Source organism: Streptomyces sp. NPDC047841, assembly GCF_040704085.1.
Taxonomy (GTDB): domain Bacteria; phylum Actinomycetota; class Actinomycetes; order Streptomycetales; family Streptomycetaceae; genus Streptomyces; species Streptomyces argyrophylli.
The window spans coordinates 93,666-106,025 of the sequence record NZ_JBEYRP010000017.1 but is presented as its reverse complement, the minus strand read 5'-3'; the positions used below and the strand labels follow the sequence as shown (position 1 = coordinate 106,025).

General features: G+C 73.9%; 13 protein-coding genes and 1 pseudogene. 7 read left to right on the top strand and 7 right to left on the bottom strand.

The genetic code is table 11. From position 1 onward, the window contains the following. The first annotated feature begins 115 nt into the window (after positions 1 to 115). Together AB0947_RS28210 and AB0947_RS28205 are read left to right on the top strand one after the other, a co-directional pair. Positions 116 to 568, top strand: a complete 453-nt coding sequence (locus AB0947_RS28210; protein ID WP_366753134.1) for a hypothetical protein — start codon at positions 116 to 118, stop codon at positions 566 to 568. 96 nt (positions 569 to 664) lie between these two features. After that, positions 665 to 1,141, top strand: coding sequence for an MSMEG_6728 family protein (locus AB0947_RS28205; protein WP_366753133.1), 477 nt, complete (start codon positions 665 to 667; stop codon positions 1,139 to 1,141). Between the two features lie 197 nt (positions 1,142 to 1,338). Here AB0947_RS28205 and AB0947_RS28200 read toward each other — a convergent pair whose 3' ends face one another. From AB0947_RS28200 to AB0947_RS28175, 6 genes are all read right to left on the bottom strand, one after another. Then, entirely contained in the window at positions 1,339 to 1,500 is a 162-nt protein-coding gene (locus tag AB0947_RS28200; RefSeq protein ID WP_366753249.1) for a hypothetical protein, read from the bottom strand. 101 nt (positions 1,501 to 1,601) lie between these two features. Continuing rightward, positions 1,602 to 1,814, bottom strand: coding sequence for a helix-turn-helix domain-containing protein (locus AB0947_RS28195; RefSeq protein ID WP_366753132.1), 213 nt, complete (start codon positions 1,812 to 1,814; stop codon positions 1,602 to 1,604). Positions 1,815 to 2,173: 359 nt separating this feature from the next. After that, on the bottom strand, positions 2,174 to 2,788 hold the full coding sequence (locus tag AB0947_RS28190) for a hypothetical protein (protein ID WP_366753131.1): 615 nt from the start codon (positions 2,786 to 2,788) through the stop codon (positions 2,174 to 2,176). Positions 2,789 to 3,014: 226 nt separating this feature from the next. Then, positions 3,015 to 3,836: a rod shape-determining protein gene (locus AB0947_RS28185; protein ID WP_366753130.1), complete on the bottom strand. Its 822-nt coding sequence runs from the start codon at positions 3,834 to 3,836 to the stop codon at positions 3,015 to 3,017. Beyond that, on the bottom strand, positions 3,833 to 4,207 hold the full coding sequence (locus AB0947_RS28180) for a TraR/DksA C4-type zinc finger protein (RefSeq protein WP_366753129.1): 375 nt from the start codon (positions 4,205 to 4,207) through the stop codon (positions 3,833 to 3,835). The genes AB0947_RS28185 and AB0947_RS28180 overlap by 4 nt, the downstream gene beginning before the upstream one ends. 49 nt (positions 4,208 to 4,256) lie before the next feature. Continuing rightward, positions 4,257 to 4,568 (bottom strand): TraR/DksA C4-type zinc finger protein, encoded by a 312-nt coding sequence (locus AB0947_RS28175; protein WP_366753128.1) that lies wholly within the window; start codon positions 4,566 to 4,568, stop codon positions 4,257 to 4,259. Between the two features lie 338 nt (positions 4,569 to 4,906). Here AB0947_RS28175 and AB0947_RS28170 point away from each other — a divergent pair, with 338 nt between their 5' ends. The 3 genes from AB0947_RS28170 to secD all read left to right on the top strand — a co-directional run bounded on the left by AB0947_RS28170 (position 4,907) and on the right by secD (position 9,765). Beyond that, complete coding sequence (locus AB0947_RS28170; RefSeq protein WP_366753127.1) at positions 4,907 to 5,860, top strand: HAMP domain-containing sensor histidine kinase; 954 nt, start codon at positions 4,907 to 4,909, stop codon at positions 5,858 to 5,860. A 2-nt stretch (positions 5,861 to 5,862) separates the two neighbouring features. Then, complete coding sequence (locus AB0947_RS28165; RefSeq protein ID WP_366753126.1) at positions 5,863 to 6,564, top strand: response regulator transcription factor; 702 nt, start codon at positions 5,863 to 5,865, stop codon at positions 6,562 to 6,564. A gap of 840 nt (positions 6,565 to 7,404) precedes the next feature. After that, the gene (gene secD / locus AB0947_RS28160; protein WP_366753125.1) at positions 7,405 to 9,765 is read left to right on the top strand and encodes a protein translocase subunit SecD; all 2,361 of its coding nucleotides are present in this window, start codon (positions 7,405 to 7,407) and stop codon (positions 9,763 to 9,765) included. Positions 9,766 to 9,807: 42 nt separating this feature from the next. Here the strand turns inward: secD and AB0947_RS28155 are convergent, their stop codons facing one another. Next, positions 9,808 to 11,061: a SpoIIE family protein phosphatase gene (locus AB0947_RS28155; RefSeq protein WP_366753124.1), complete on the bottom strand. Its 1,254-nt coding sequence runs from the start codon at positions 11,059 to 11,061 to the stop codon at positions 9,808 to 9,810. A 207-nt stretch (positions 11,062 to 11,268) separates the two neighbouring features. Here AB0947_RS28155 and AB0947_RS28150 point away from each other — a divergent pair, with 207 nt between their 5' ends. Next, the gene (locus AB0947_RS28150) at positions 11,269 to 11,910 is read left to right on the top strand and encodes a carbonic anhydrase (protein ID WP_366753123.1); all 642 of its coding nucleotides are present in this window, start codon (positions 11,269 to 11,271) and stop codon (positions 11,908 to 11,910) included. 68 nt (positions 11,911 to 11,978) lie between these two features. After that, positions 11,979 to 12,089 (top strand): annotated as a pseudogene (locus AB0947_RS28145) (RidA family protein); the annotation flags it as partial. Positions 12,090 to 12,360 lie beyond the last annotated feature (271 nt).

Genomic DNA, 12,360 nt, shown 5'->3' with positions numbered 1-12,360 from the left:
GCGGCCACACGACGCACGACGGCTCCTCACCCGTCCGGCCCACGCCGCACGCGGTCACCCGGCGCGACGGGAAGGGATGCGGGGACCGACAGAGCCACAGCACCCAGGGAGTGCCATGAACGAGTACCAGGGCGGGTCCGAGCACCGGTACCACCGCCCGGAAGGTGTCGACGACCTGACCGTCGAAGCCCTCGGATCGCTGTCGAAGGCCCTGGAGACCACGGAACGCGCCCGCGGCCACCTGTACAGCTTCCACCAGCTGACCGGTGGAGCCGACCGCGAACTGGAGCGAGCGGTAGGGCTGTTGCGCGATGCCGGGCACACCGAGTGGGCGGCGAAGGCCGAGGCGGAGATCCTGGGCCGCGACGTCATCCCCGGTCACTGGACCTTCCAGATCATCGAGGCCTACAACGACACCTACTACGGGCCGTTCCGGGAACTGGAACGCGGCGTGGTCAACGCACTCGCCCAGGGCCGGGACCACCTGTACGAGGCGGAGATGAAGGAGGCGCGCCGCACCCTCGGGCACCCCGGCCACAGGGCGAGCCCCCCGGCCGCCGACGGCTGACCGCCCCTCGCCCCGCCGGGCCCGGCGGCACACCTCCGAGTGACCCCAAACCACCCGAACTCCCGCTCCCGCCCCACCACTTCCAGGACGGCGACCATGCAGACGTTCCTGCCCGATGCCGACTTCCGGCGCTCCGCCCTGCTCCTGGACCGGCGCCGCCTGGGCAAGCAGCGGGTCGAGGCACTCCAGGTCCTGCGCGGCCTGACCGTTCCCGGATACGGCTGGCGCAGGCACCCGGCCGTGCGCATGTGGAACGGCTACGAGGAGGCCCTGGTCCGCTACGGGCTCGAAGTCTGCCGGGTCTGGCGCGAGCAGGGCCACCAGGACAGCTGTGCCGCGTCACTGATCGCCGGATACGCCGCGGGCCGTCCTGGCGCACACGTGCGCGACCAGCCCGCTCTCGCCGCCGCGGGCGAACTCCCGCCGTGGCTCGGTGACGAGGCCTTCCACCGCAGCCACCAGTCAGCGCTCGTCCGCAAGGACCGGGACACGTACGCGCCCGTGTTCCCCGGCGTACCGGACGACCTGCCCTACGTGTGGCCGTCCTCCGACCGGGAGGGGACGACCGCCTGACCGGTGCGCCGGACGACGTGGCGGGAGCAGACGGCGGGGCCGCCGGCGCAGGGGCACGGCTGGGGGTTTTCCGAAGGCCCCGCCCGCCCTACGACGCCCTGCGGGGCTCCCACGAGTCGTACTTCACGACCGACGGGGCCTAGGGGTCGCGGACCGCCCGGTCCGTGTGCCCCGGTCTCCGGCCATCGTCGGGACGGTCAGACGCCCGAACCCGAACGGCGGGTCCGCAGCTTGCCGATGAGACGCTGGGCCTGGGCTCGACGGCGCGGATCGGCGGCGGTACGGCGCACTTGGTCGATCGTGCGCCGGCCCTGCGGGCTGTTGGCGAACTGCTTGAGTCGTTGGAGAACTCCTGACATGACACTCCTCTCGCCGGGGGTGCCCTGCTCTCGTCGGGCCCCACGGGGTTCGGCTACCCGGAAACCGGTGGTCCAGCCTCCGGCGGCCGGGGACGCGGCTGTTATCGCGTCGAATGGGCGGTGCCGGTGCGGACATCGCCGCCCCGCGCCCTGAGAGGCGCGCCGGCTTCGGTGAGCACGCGGTGCACGAAGCCGTACGACCGGCCATGAGCCTCGGCTATGGCGCGGATCGACCGCCCCTCCCGGTACTCCTTGGTGAAGGCGTCGGCCAACTCCTTGCGCGCGCTGCCCGTTATCCACTTGCCCTTGTGCACAGAGAATCTCCTCCCGCATCGCCGAAACGTGATCACCGGTTTCCCGCGTCGACGCGACCCATGCGGGACGAACGGTCACAGGGTCTGTCCGGGCCCTCCCCGGACGCTGGACCACAGCATCGACTCGGTCACGGCTCCTCCATCGGCCGCGCGGCCGCCCGGGCCCGTCACGGCGGTGGCAGACGGTCGCCAAGGGGCCTTCGCCGACCGGATCCTCCAGGACCGCGATCAGGAGCACGAACCAGTCGTGCACCGTGTCGCCGTCCCACACGGCCTCGATCGCGGCCAGGCGGCCCGGCAGGGCCGCGGAACGGGCGGCGAGCGAGGGGACGTCGAGCGGACCCTCGGCCGGCCGGGGCCTACGGCGACGTGGTCCAGCGAGGAGCCGTCCGGGCCCAGGCGGTGTCCCACGCGGCGAGGTTGCGGCGCTGGATGACGAGGCAGGCGGCACCGTAGGCGGCGGCCGCCGCGGCGTGGACGCCCAGGGTGGCGATGATGCCTGATCCCATGGCGCGGCTGCGGACCTCACGGGGGCTCATCGGTGGGCCGGTGATCGTGCCGTCGGTGCCGACCCAGACGCGGACCACGCTGCCCCGGGGCAGCGCGGGCTCGACGTCGGCGGTGGCCGTGCGGGTGCGCCCGTGCGGGTCGGTGAAGCGGACCTCGGCCGGGTAGCGCGTCTTCCTGGCCTGGGCCGACCCGGGTTCGGGGTGGTGCCGGGAGTCCTCCAGGAGGACGGCGGTGGTCTGGTGACGGGTGGCGGCCTGGTGCTGGGCGGCGCGGGCGTAGTGGCGGTGGGCGGCGTCGCCGACGAGGACCATGGCGGCAGGGGTGGCCGCCAGCGCGGCCAGCAGCAGGCACAGACGGGCCCACGCCCGGACCAGATGGCTGCGGCGGCACAGGGGGTTCCGTCTCAGGCGCCGGAGCGCGAGTCCGGGCGAGTCCTCGGGAGGGGGCGGATTGCGGCCGGGCACGTGTCCTCCTTCCGGCGTGGACGCAGTGGACGGGGCACCCGGGGAACCGGGGCACGGGCGCTGCCCGGCAGTGTGTCTCGCGGTTGGTCCCGAGTTCTCGCCGATCGCCCCCGGGGCCACGGGACTCGGCACGTACGTCCGCCACCTCGCCGTCGGTCACCGGCGCGCCGAGCCGACCCCCTCCTCCGCCTTACGACCGCACGCGTCGGACCCCGCGCGCCACGGTCTAGCGGGGGCGGACAGGCGGGAGAACGCCGGACGCGGAGGGGTGGGTGTGGGCGGCTTGCAGGAGCTTGGCGGCGCCGCGAACCGCCGCGGTGTGCGGGGCCGTGACCACGTGCAGCGGCATGTGCAACCGCTCGGTGAGACGGCGGGTGATCCCGGGACGCAAGGCACCTCCACCGGCCAGCAGGACGCCGCGGTGCGCCGCGTCGGCGGCGAGCGAGGTGCGGTCCTGCCGGAGCATCGCGGTCAGCATCGAGGCCACCGCACCGGCGATCTCCTCGGGTGTGGTCGTGTCGTCCAGATCGCCGGTGCCCAGGGCGGTGCGGCGCGCGTCGGTGATGTCACCGTCGGCCAGCAGCACCACCTCGGTGAGATGGGCGCCGATGTCCACCACCATCAGCGGACGGGACATGTCCGCGCCGGCCGCCACGGCGATGGCCCGGGCGCTGGGCACGGTCAGGACGCTGCGCGGGCGCAGCACGTCGACCGCGCCGCGGGCGTGCGCGCGGTAGGCGACGCCGTCCAGGACGGGCGCGGTCACGATGACCATGGGGCGGGCGGAGCGCGGCAGGCGGTGGGCGAGCAGACGGTGGAGCATACGGGCGCACTCCGCGGTGTCGATGATGGTGCCGCGCTGGATGGGATGCACCGCGCCGGAGCCCGGGAAGGTCACGGAGGGCACGTCGACGACCACACCCTTTCCGGCGATCCAGGCGCGGGTGCGCACGCTTCCCATGTCCAGGGCGACGCCGCAGCAGCGCCGGCACAGCGGCCAGGGCAGGTGCCGGACGGCGGTGGTGCGGTCGTGGCCGGTGCCGGTCATGGGACCGCCCGCCTGACCTGCTGGCAGCGGACGCAGTAGCGGCACTGCGGCACGATCATCAGCCGCTCCCGGTCGACGGGGCGCCGGCACAGGTGGCAGGTGCCGTACGAGCCGTCGTCCATGCGCCGCAGGGCCGCCTCGACATCGGCGAGGACCATGCGGGCGGACGCGGTCAGCTTGACGCGTACCTCGATCTGCGCGGCGGCCTGCCGCTGCAGCCGGTCCTCGGCGCGTGAGGTGACCGGTCCGGCGAGCTGCAGCAGTTGCTCCTGGCGGAACAGGCGCTGCTCCTGGAGGTGCCGGCGCAGCGCGGCGAGGTCCTCGGCCGACAGGTGCGTCGTGCTCTGGCCGATCGTCTGGTGGTTCACCACTTCACCCCTTCGGGGGCAGGAGGCAGGAGGGCGGCGTGACGGGCGGTGGTCAGATGGCGCGGCGCTGGCAGGCGACGCAGTAGCGGGTGTAGGGCAGGATCTCCAGCCGTTCCGCGGGGATGGGCTTGGCACAGTCCTGGCAGGCGCCGTAGGAGCCGTCGTCGACGCGGGTGAAGGCATCCTCGATCTCCTTCAGGACCCGCTTCATGGCGGACTTCTGCTCGGACAGCAGGTACGCGTCCGTGGTCTGCACGGTCTCGTCGAGCGCCTGGAGCTGGGCCAGCCGCGAGACACGGGCGTGTTCCAGGTGCCGTCGGGCCTCGTCCGGGTGGGGTTCGGCCCGGGTGACGTCGAGTGACATGGTCGGTTCCTTTCGCGGCGGCCCACGGCCCGGCGGCGTCGCCGAGCCGCACGCTCGTCGTCGGCGGTGATCGTGTGCCTCCCACCATGGCCGGGCCTGCGGCGGACACCTATCGGGCGCGGAACCCATCTACGCGGGGGCGCGGGACCCATACGGGAGGGCCATGGGTGGTGCGCGCCCCGTGAAATGGGCTCCGAGCCCCATCGACGCGGCACACGCGACGGGGGGACGCTGGCGGCAGGCGCACCCGAGCGCCCCGGTACCGTGGACGCGGTGGGGCTGCGCGATGGCCGACAGTGGAGGTGGACCGAGGGTGTAGAAGGGGAGGCGTGGGGCCGGTGTCCTTGTTCTGGCGGATCTTCGCCCTGAACGCCGTCGTGCTGGGCACGGCGACCGCGCTGCTCCTGTGGGCCCCGGTGACCGTCTCCGTGCCGGTCCTGCTCACCGAGGCGGTCATCCTGGTCGGCGGAATGGCCGTGATGCTCGTCGCCAACGCCGTGCTGCTGCGGCTCGGACTGGCCCCGCTCGACCGGCTCACGAAGCTCATGACCACCGTCGACCTGCTGCGCCCCGGCCAGCGTCTGCCGGCTTCCGGGGGCGGCGAGGTCGCCGAGGTGATCCGCACGTTCAACGCCATGCTGGAGCGGCTGGAACACGAGAGGGCCACCAGCAGCGCCCGCGCCCTGCTGGCCCAGGAGGCCGAACGCCGCCGCATCGCCCAGGAGTTGCACGACGAGGTCGGCCAGAGCATGACCGCGATCCTGCTGGGACTGAAACGGGCCGCGGACGACGCACCGGCGGCGCTGCGGGAAGAGCTGCACGAGGCGCAGGAGATCACCCGGCAGAGCCTCGACGAGGTCCGTCGCCTGGTGCGCCGGCTGCGGCCCGGCGTGCTGGACGACCTGGGGCTGGTCAGTGCGCTGACCTCGCTCACCGAGGACTTCGCCACCCACACCGGGCTGCGGGTCGGCCGCCGGTTCGACGCCGACCTGCCCGCCCTCGCGCCGGAGACCGAACTGGTCCTCTACCGCGTGGCCCAGGAGTCGCTGACCAACGTCGCCCGGCACGCGGACGCCCAGCGGGTCACGGTCGCCCTGCGCCACGCCGACGACAGCGTGGTGCTGACGGTCACCGACGACGGCTCCGGCATCAAGGCCCCCCGCGAAGGCGCCGGCATCCGCGGCATGCGCGAGCGGTCCCTGCTCATCGGGGGGAGCCTCGAGATCACCCCGGCGCCCGGTACCGGCACCCGGGTCCAGCTCACCGCGTCCGTTCCCAGGAAGCAGCCCTGACCATGCCCGACGCCACGACGTCCCCGGCGGGGACACCGCCCCGGACGGCCTCCCGGAGCACGATCCGTATCCTGCTCGCCGACGACCACGCGCTGGTCCGGAGGGGTGTGCGGCTCATCCTCGACCAGGAACCGGACCTGGAGGTGGTCGCCGAGGCCAGCGACGGCGCCGAGGCCGTCGACCTGGCCCGCGCCCATGACGTCGACCTGGCCGTGCTGGACATCGCCATGCCGCGCATGACCGGCCTGCAGGCCGCCAGGGAACTGGCCGTCCTCAAGCCGGGCCTGCGCATCCTGATGCTCACCATGCACGACAACGAGCAGTACTTCTTCCAGGCCCTGAAGGCCGGCGCGAGCGGGTACGTGCTGAAGTCGGTCGCCGACCGGGACCTGGTCGCCGCGTGCCGGGCCGCGATGCGGGACGAACCGTTCCTGTACCCCGGCGCGGTCACCGCCCTGATCCGCAACTACCTGGACCGGGCCCGACGCGGCGAGGAAGCCCCCGACCAGGTCCTCACCCCCCGCGAGGAGGAGGTCCTGAAGCTGGTGGCCGAGGGGCACTCGTCGAAGGAGATCGCCGAGCTGCTGTTCATCAGCGTCAAGACGGTCCAGCGGCACCGCGCCAATCTGCTGCAGAAGCTCGGCCTGCGTGACCGCCTCGAACTCACCCGGTACGCCATCCGCGTCGGCCTGATCGAACCCTGACGTCCCGTCCGACCCCACCGGTGGCCGCCCGCCCCCGGACCCGGCACCCGCACACCACGACGAGAGGGGAGGGTCATGCTCCACGCCTCCCGCCGAGGAAACGCCCGGCCCTCCGCCGGAGCGGTCCTGGCGGCCGTCGTCCTGACACTGCTGACCACGGTGGGCTTGACCGGCCCCGCGGGCGCGGGCGGCGCTGCGGTGAGGGGTGGCCCTGCGATGACGGGCGGCACGGCGTTCGGGGGTGGCCCCGCGATGACGAACGGTGCCTCGACGGCGGGTGGCCCCGCGATGACGAGCGGTGCCTCGGCCTCGGGTGGCGCCGGGACGACGGGCGGCCCCGCGACCCCGTACGGTTCCGCAGCCATGGGCGGCCCCGCGGACACGGGCGACCCTGCCACCGCGTACGGCTCCTCAACCCCGGGCGACCCCCCGGCCACAGGCGACCCCGCGGCCACAGGCGGCCCCGCGCCCGCGGACGTCCCCCCGGTCGTGATCGCGGAAGCAGCGGGTCACCACCTGGACCCCGGGCCGCGTGCCGGCGACGGGTGTGACCCCTTCTGCATCGTCCGGGCGGCACCGCGTCAGGAGCAGCACGGCGAGCAGCCCGCTCCGCGTTGCCATCCCGGTGCCTGTCCCGAGGGCACGGACGTCGGTCCGCCCCGCCCGGCGCGGCACACGGAATCCACCCGGCACCTCCCCTCCTCGGGTCCTCACGCACCCCCTGACCGTGGCCGGGCGCCGCCGGTCGCCTCCGGCACCTGACACCCCTTTCCTTCCCCTCACCGCTCACCCCGCCCCCGGCCCGCGCCGTGGCCGTGGTGTGCCTGCCGGAGGCTCCCGTTGACCCGTTCCCAGCGCGTGAGGGCGTTGCTCGCCCTCACCGTGATCGCCGTATCGCTGTACATCGCCGTCACCGTGCCGGTCCGTCTCGGACTCGACCTGCGCGGCGGCACCCAGCTCGTGCTCCAGACCCGGTCCACCGCCACCACCGACGCCGACCGCGCGGCCACCGACCGCACCCTGGAGGTGCTGCGCGGCCGCATCGACGCGCTCGGCGTCGCCGAACCCACCCTCGTCCGCTCCGGCGACGACCGCATCCTCGTCGAACTGCCCGGTGTGCAGGACCCGAAGAAGGCCGCCGACGTCCTGGGCCGCACCGCGCAGCTCACCTTCCACCCCGTGCTCGGCACCGCTGCCGACGCCGACGACGACTCCCGTTCCCTGCCGGGGCGGTCCCGGGAATCCGTCCTGCCCGACGAGTCCGGTACGCCCCTGCGCCTCGGTGCCGCCGCCCTGACCGGCGCGCACGTCGAGGAAGCCGCCGCCCGCTTCGACCAGCAGGGCGGCGCCGGATGGCACGTCACCGTCGGCTTCGCCGGCGCCGGCCGCGACGGCTGGGCCCGGCTGACCGGTGAGGCCGCCTGCCACCCGCCGGGCGCTCCGGAGCGGCGGGTCGCCATCGTCCTCGACGGCAAGGTCATCTCCTCACCGCAGGTCGACCCGTCCGTGGCCTGCGGGACCGGCATCCGCGACGGCGCCACACAGATCACCGGCTCCTTCGGTCCCGAGGAAGCCCGCGAGCTGTCCCTGCTCATCAACGGCGGAGCGCTGCCCGTGCCGGTCGAGACCGTCGAACAGCGCACCGTGGGCCCGACCCTGGGCGCGCGGGCCATCACGGCAAGTGCCTGGGCGGCGGCCATCGGCACGGCACTGACCTCGCTGTTCATCATCGCCGTCTACCGGCTGATGGGAGCGCTGGCCGCCGTGGCCCTGCTCTGCTACGGCCTGGTCTCCTACGCCGCTCTGGCCGTGCTCGGCGCCACCTTGACCCTGCCGGGCCTGGCCGGTTTCGTCCTGGCGATCGGCATGGCCGTGGACGCCAACGTGCTGGTCTTCGAACGGGCCCGCGAGGAGTACGCCGCCCGCCGCCGCCCCAGTGCCCGTTCGGCGCTGGCGGCCGGGTTCCGCAACGCGCTCAGCGCGATCGCCGACTCCAACATCACCACCCTGATCGCCGCCGCCCTGCTGTTCTTCCTCGCGTCCGGACCCGTGCGGGGCTTCGGTGTGACCCTCGGCATCGGCGTGCTCGCCTCCATGTTCAGCGCCCTGGTGATCACCCGGGTGCTCGCCGAGTACGCCGCCGGCCGCCCCGGCCTGCGCCGCCGTCCGCACCTGACCGGCATCGCGACCACGGGCGCCGTCCGTGCCCGGCTCACCCGGCGCGACCCCCACCTCATGCGCCACCCGCGCCGCTGGCTGGCCACGTCCGCCGCCGTGCTCGTCCTGGCCGCGTCGGGCATCGCGGTGCGGGGCCTCGAACTGGGTGTGGAGTTCACCGGCGGCCGCCTCATCGAGTACGCCACCAGCGCGCCCGTCGATGCCGACCGGGCCCGCGCCGCGCTCGCGGACGCCGGATTCCCCCGGGCCGTCGTGCAGTCCTCCGGCGACAGTGGCCTGACCGTGCGCACCGAGCGGCTGACCGACGCCGAAGAAGCCGAGGTCACCGGCGCGGTACGCGACCTCGCGGGCGGGGCGGACAAGGTGCGCGACGAACTGATCGGCCCCAGCCTCGGCAAGGAGCTGCGCCGGGACGCCCTGGTCGCGCTCGCCGTGGCCCTCGGTGCGCAGCTCGTCTACCTGGCGGCGCGCTTCCGTCTGCTGTTCGGCACCGCCGCGGTCGCGGCCCTCGCCCACGACGTGGTGATCCTCGTCGGCGTCTTCGCCTGGCTGGGCAAGCCCGTCGACGGAGTGTTCCTGGCAGCCCTGCTCACCGTCATCGGCTACTCGGTGAACGATTCCGTGGTCCTCTTCGACCGCGTCAGGGAACTGACCCGCACAGCCGGACCGACCCGCCAAGCTGCCTCCACACCGCTGCCCGACCTCACGAACCAGGCGATCCTCCAGACCCTGCCCCGCACCGTGAACACCGGCATGGGCGCCGTCTTCATCCTCACCGCCCTCGCCGTGCTCGGCGGGTCCTCGCTCACCGACTTCGCCCTGGCCCTGCTCATCGGCCTCGCGGTCGGCACCTACTCCTCGGTCTTCACCGCCGCTCCAGTGGCCCTGGAACTCCACCGGCACGGCGACCGGCCCCGCCCACCGCGCCGCGGCCCGGTTCCGGCCGGTGGGTTCCGCCCTCGGCACGGCGCCGACGACCGCGGGCGTCATCGCCCGAAACCCGCTGGTACGGCACCGTCCTGACGGACGTGCCGCGACGAACGTCACGTGGCGGTGCCGTCACGGTCAGAGGCGTACGACGATCAGCGCGATGTCGTCGCGGCCGCCGCTTGACACGCCGAGGCGTGCCAGGACCGTGTCGGCGAGTTGTCCGGTGCCGAGGCGAGCGTTTGCGCCGAGCACGTCGGTCAGGCGTCCGAGGCCGGCGTCGATGTCCTCGCCGCGGCGCTCGATCAGCCCGTCGGTGTACAGCACCAGGGTGTCGCCGCATTTATAGGACAGGCTGGCCTGTGGGCGGGGAACGTGCTGGGGGCGGGCGCCCAGCGGTGGGTCGGTGGCCTGGTCGAGCAGTTCCCAGTCGCCGCCGGGGTGGAGGAGGACCGGCGGTGGGTGGCCGGCGTTGCTGTACGTGATCAGGCGGCAGCGGGTGTCGGCGAGTACCTGGACGGCGGTGGTGCCCAGCGCGTCCTCGATGGACCGGGCGTACAGGCCGAGCACTTCCAGCGCCTGGGCGGGGCGTTCCAGGGCGCGGGTGGCCGCCGACAGGGCGCTGCGGAGCATGCCCATCACGGCCGCGGCCCGGAGGCCGTGGCCGATGACGTCGCCGACAGCGAGGGCGAGCCGGTCGGGCGGGATGTCGACGACGTCGTACCAGTCGCCGCACACGTTGAGGGAGCCGGTGGCGGGCAGGTAGCGGACGGTCACATCGTGGGGGTGCTGGGCCAGGTCGGGGGCGTGGAGCATGGCTTCCTGCAGGGCGAGGGCGACCGTGCGTTCCCGCGTGTGGGCCTGGCGCAGTTCCTCGTTCAGCCGCTGGAGCTCCCGCGCCCGTGAGTACAGCTCGGCATCCAGCGCCTGGGTTTCCTCCAGGTGCTGGCCCACCCGGAGGCCGGCGGGCCGCACGGCCTGGTGGGCCTTGACGAAGGCGGTGACGTCCTCCACCCGGTGGATGATGTAGGCCACCTGTCCGTCCGGTCCGAGGACGGGGGTGTTCACCGGGGACCACCACCGTTCCTCGAAGACGCCTGGCCGGTCCATGACGGGGATGTCGTACTTCTGCAGGCCCATCGTGTCGGGCCGGCTGGTGGTCAGGACCCGGTGCAGCGAGGCGTCGAGGTTGCGGACCCCGTCGGCCTCCGGGTCGGCGGGGTTGTCGGGGAACGCGGTGAAGACGTGCCGGCCGAGCAGGTTCTCGCGGGTGCGTCCGGTGGCCTCCAGGTACGCCTGGTTGACATCGACGATGATCAGGTCCGGGTCCAGTACCAGGTACGGGCTCGGTGTGGCGGCGAACAGCGCCGCGTGATCAATTCGAGATGCCACCGGTGGCGCTCCCTTCCGGCCCCAACAGCCCTCACCCTCAACTTACGGTCCGCCCCGCGTCCGCGCCCGCCATCCCCTCTCCCCACCGCCGGCCCCCCGTACCGGGCCCGCGCCGGACCGGCGCCCGGGCCGCCGGCATCACCCGACCCGGCGACGACAGGGGGACCAGGCGCTGCGCCGACCGGTGCCGGGTTCTAAGCTGCGGTCATGACCGAGATCCAGACCCCGACGCCCCGCGACGCCTTCGAGCTGCTGCTGACCGGCAACCAGCGCTTCGTCGCCGGCACCCCCGAGCACCCGAACCAGGACGCCACCCGCCGCACGGAGATCGCACCGTCCCAGCAGCCCTTCGCCGTGCTGTTCGGGTGCTCGGACTCCCGGCTGGCCGCCGAGATCATCTTCGACCGCGGTCTAGGGGACCTCTTCGTGGTGCGCACCGCGGGCCACGTGGCCGGCGCGGAGGTGCTGGGCAGCATCGAGTACGGCCTGGACGTGCTGGGCTGTCCGCTGGTCGTGGTGCTCGGTCACGACTCGTGCGGCGCGGTCGGCGCGGCGTGCGCCGCGCTGGAGGACGGCGTGACCCCGTCCGGCTACGTCCGGGACGTCGTCGAACGGGTGACGCCCAGCGTGCTGGCGGCGCGGGCCGCCGGACGGGTCGAGCCGGACGAGATCCTCGCCGAGCACATAAGGCACACCGTCGACCTGCTGCTGGACCGCTCCCGGGTGCTCGCCGAGAAGGTCGCCGCCGGCCAGGCCGCCGTGGTGGGCCTGTGCTACCGCCTGGCCGACGGCAGCGCACAGCTCGTCGCCTCCCACGGCCTCGACGCGGCGCTCCCCACCGCGTCCTGACCGCCGGCCACCGCCCGGTGGAAGCGCAGCCCGCCCCCGCGCCGACCTGACGGGGGCCGGGCGGCGCCGGAGTCTGCCGGGCAGCCATGAAACCGGGGTTCACTCCGCTACCGCCGGCCACACTGATCGGCGTCGCGGCGCCGGACGTTCCCGAGCACCTGGCCGTGAGCGAAGCCACGGGCCACCGGCGCGGAGCCACCGCGGCTCCCGCCGGGGCCGCCGTAAACGGGGACGGGCCGACGGGCACCCCGCGCCCCGCAACGGGCGTACGCGCGCCCCCGCTGTGTCGCGCGCGGTACGCCGGCCTGGACGTACGGCTCCGGCTGTGTCGTGGGCGGTGTGCCGGCCTGGACGTACGGCTCCGGCTGTGTCGTGGGCGGTGTGCCGGCCTGGACGTACGGCTCCGGCTGTGTCGTGGGCGGTGTGCCGGCCTGGACGTACGGCTGTACG

What these genes read in the sequence shown, in the direction of transcription:
- AB0947_RS28210 (WP_366753134.1), top strand. Translation starts at nt 116, where the DNA reads ATGAACGAGTACCAGGGCGGGTCCGAGCACCGGTACCACCGCCCGGAA.
- AB0947_RS28205 (WP_366753133.1), top strand. Translation starts at nt 665, where the DNA reads ATGCAGACGTTCCTGCCCGATGCCGACTTCCGGCGCTCCGCCCTGCTC.
- AB0947_RS28200 (WP_366753249.1), bottom strand. Translation starts at nt 1,500, where the DNA reads ATGTCAGGAGTTCTCCAACGACTCAAGCAGTTCGCCAACAGCCCGCAG.
- AB0947_RS28185 (WP_366753130.1), bottom strand. Translation starts at nt 3,836, where the DNA reads ATGACCGGCACCGGCCACGACCGCACCACCGCCGTCCGGCACCTGCCC.
- AB0947_RS28175 (WP_366753128.1), bottom strand. Translation starts at nt 4,568, where the DNA reads ATGTCACTCGACGTCACCCGGGCCGAACCCCACCCGGACGAGGCCCGA.
- AB0947_RS28165 (WP_366753126.1), top strand. Translation starts at nt 5,863, where the DNA reads ATGCCCGACGCCACGACGTCCCCGGCGGGGACACCGCCCCGGACGGCC.
- AB0947_RS28150 (WP_366753123.1), top strand. Translation starts at nt 11,269, where the DNA reads ATGACCGAGATCCAGACCCCGACGCCCCGCGACGCCTTCGAGCTGCTG.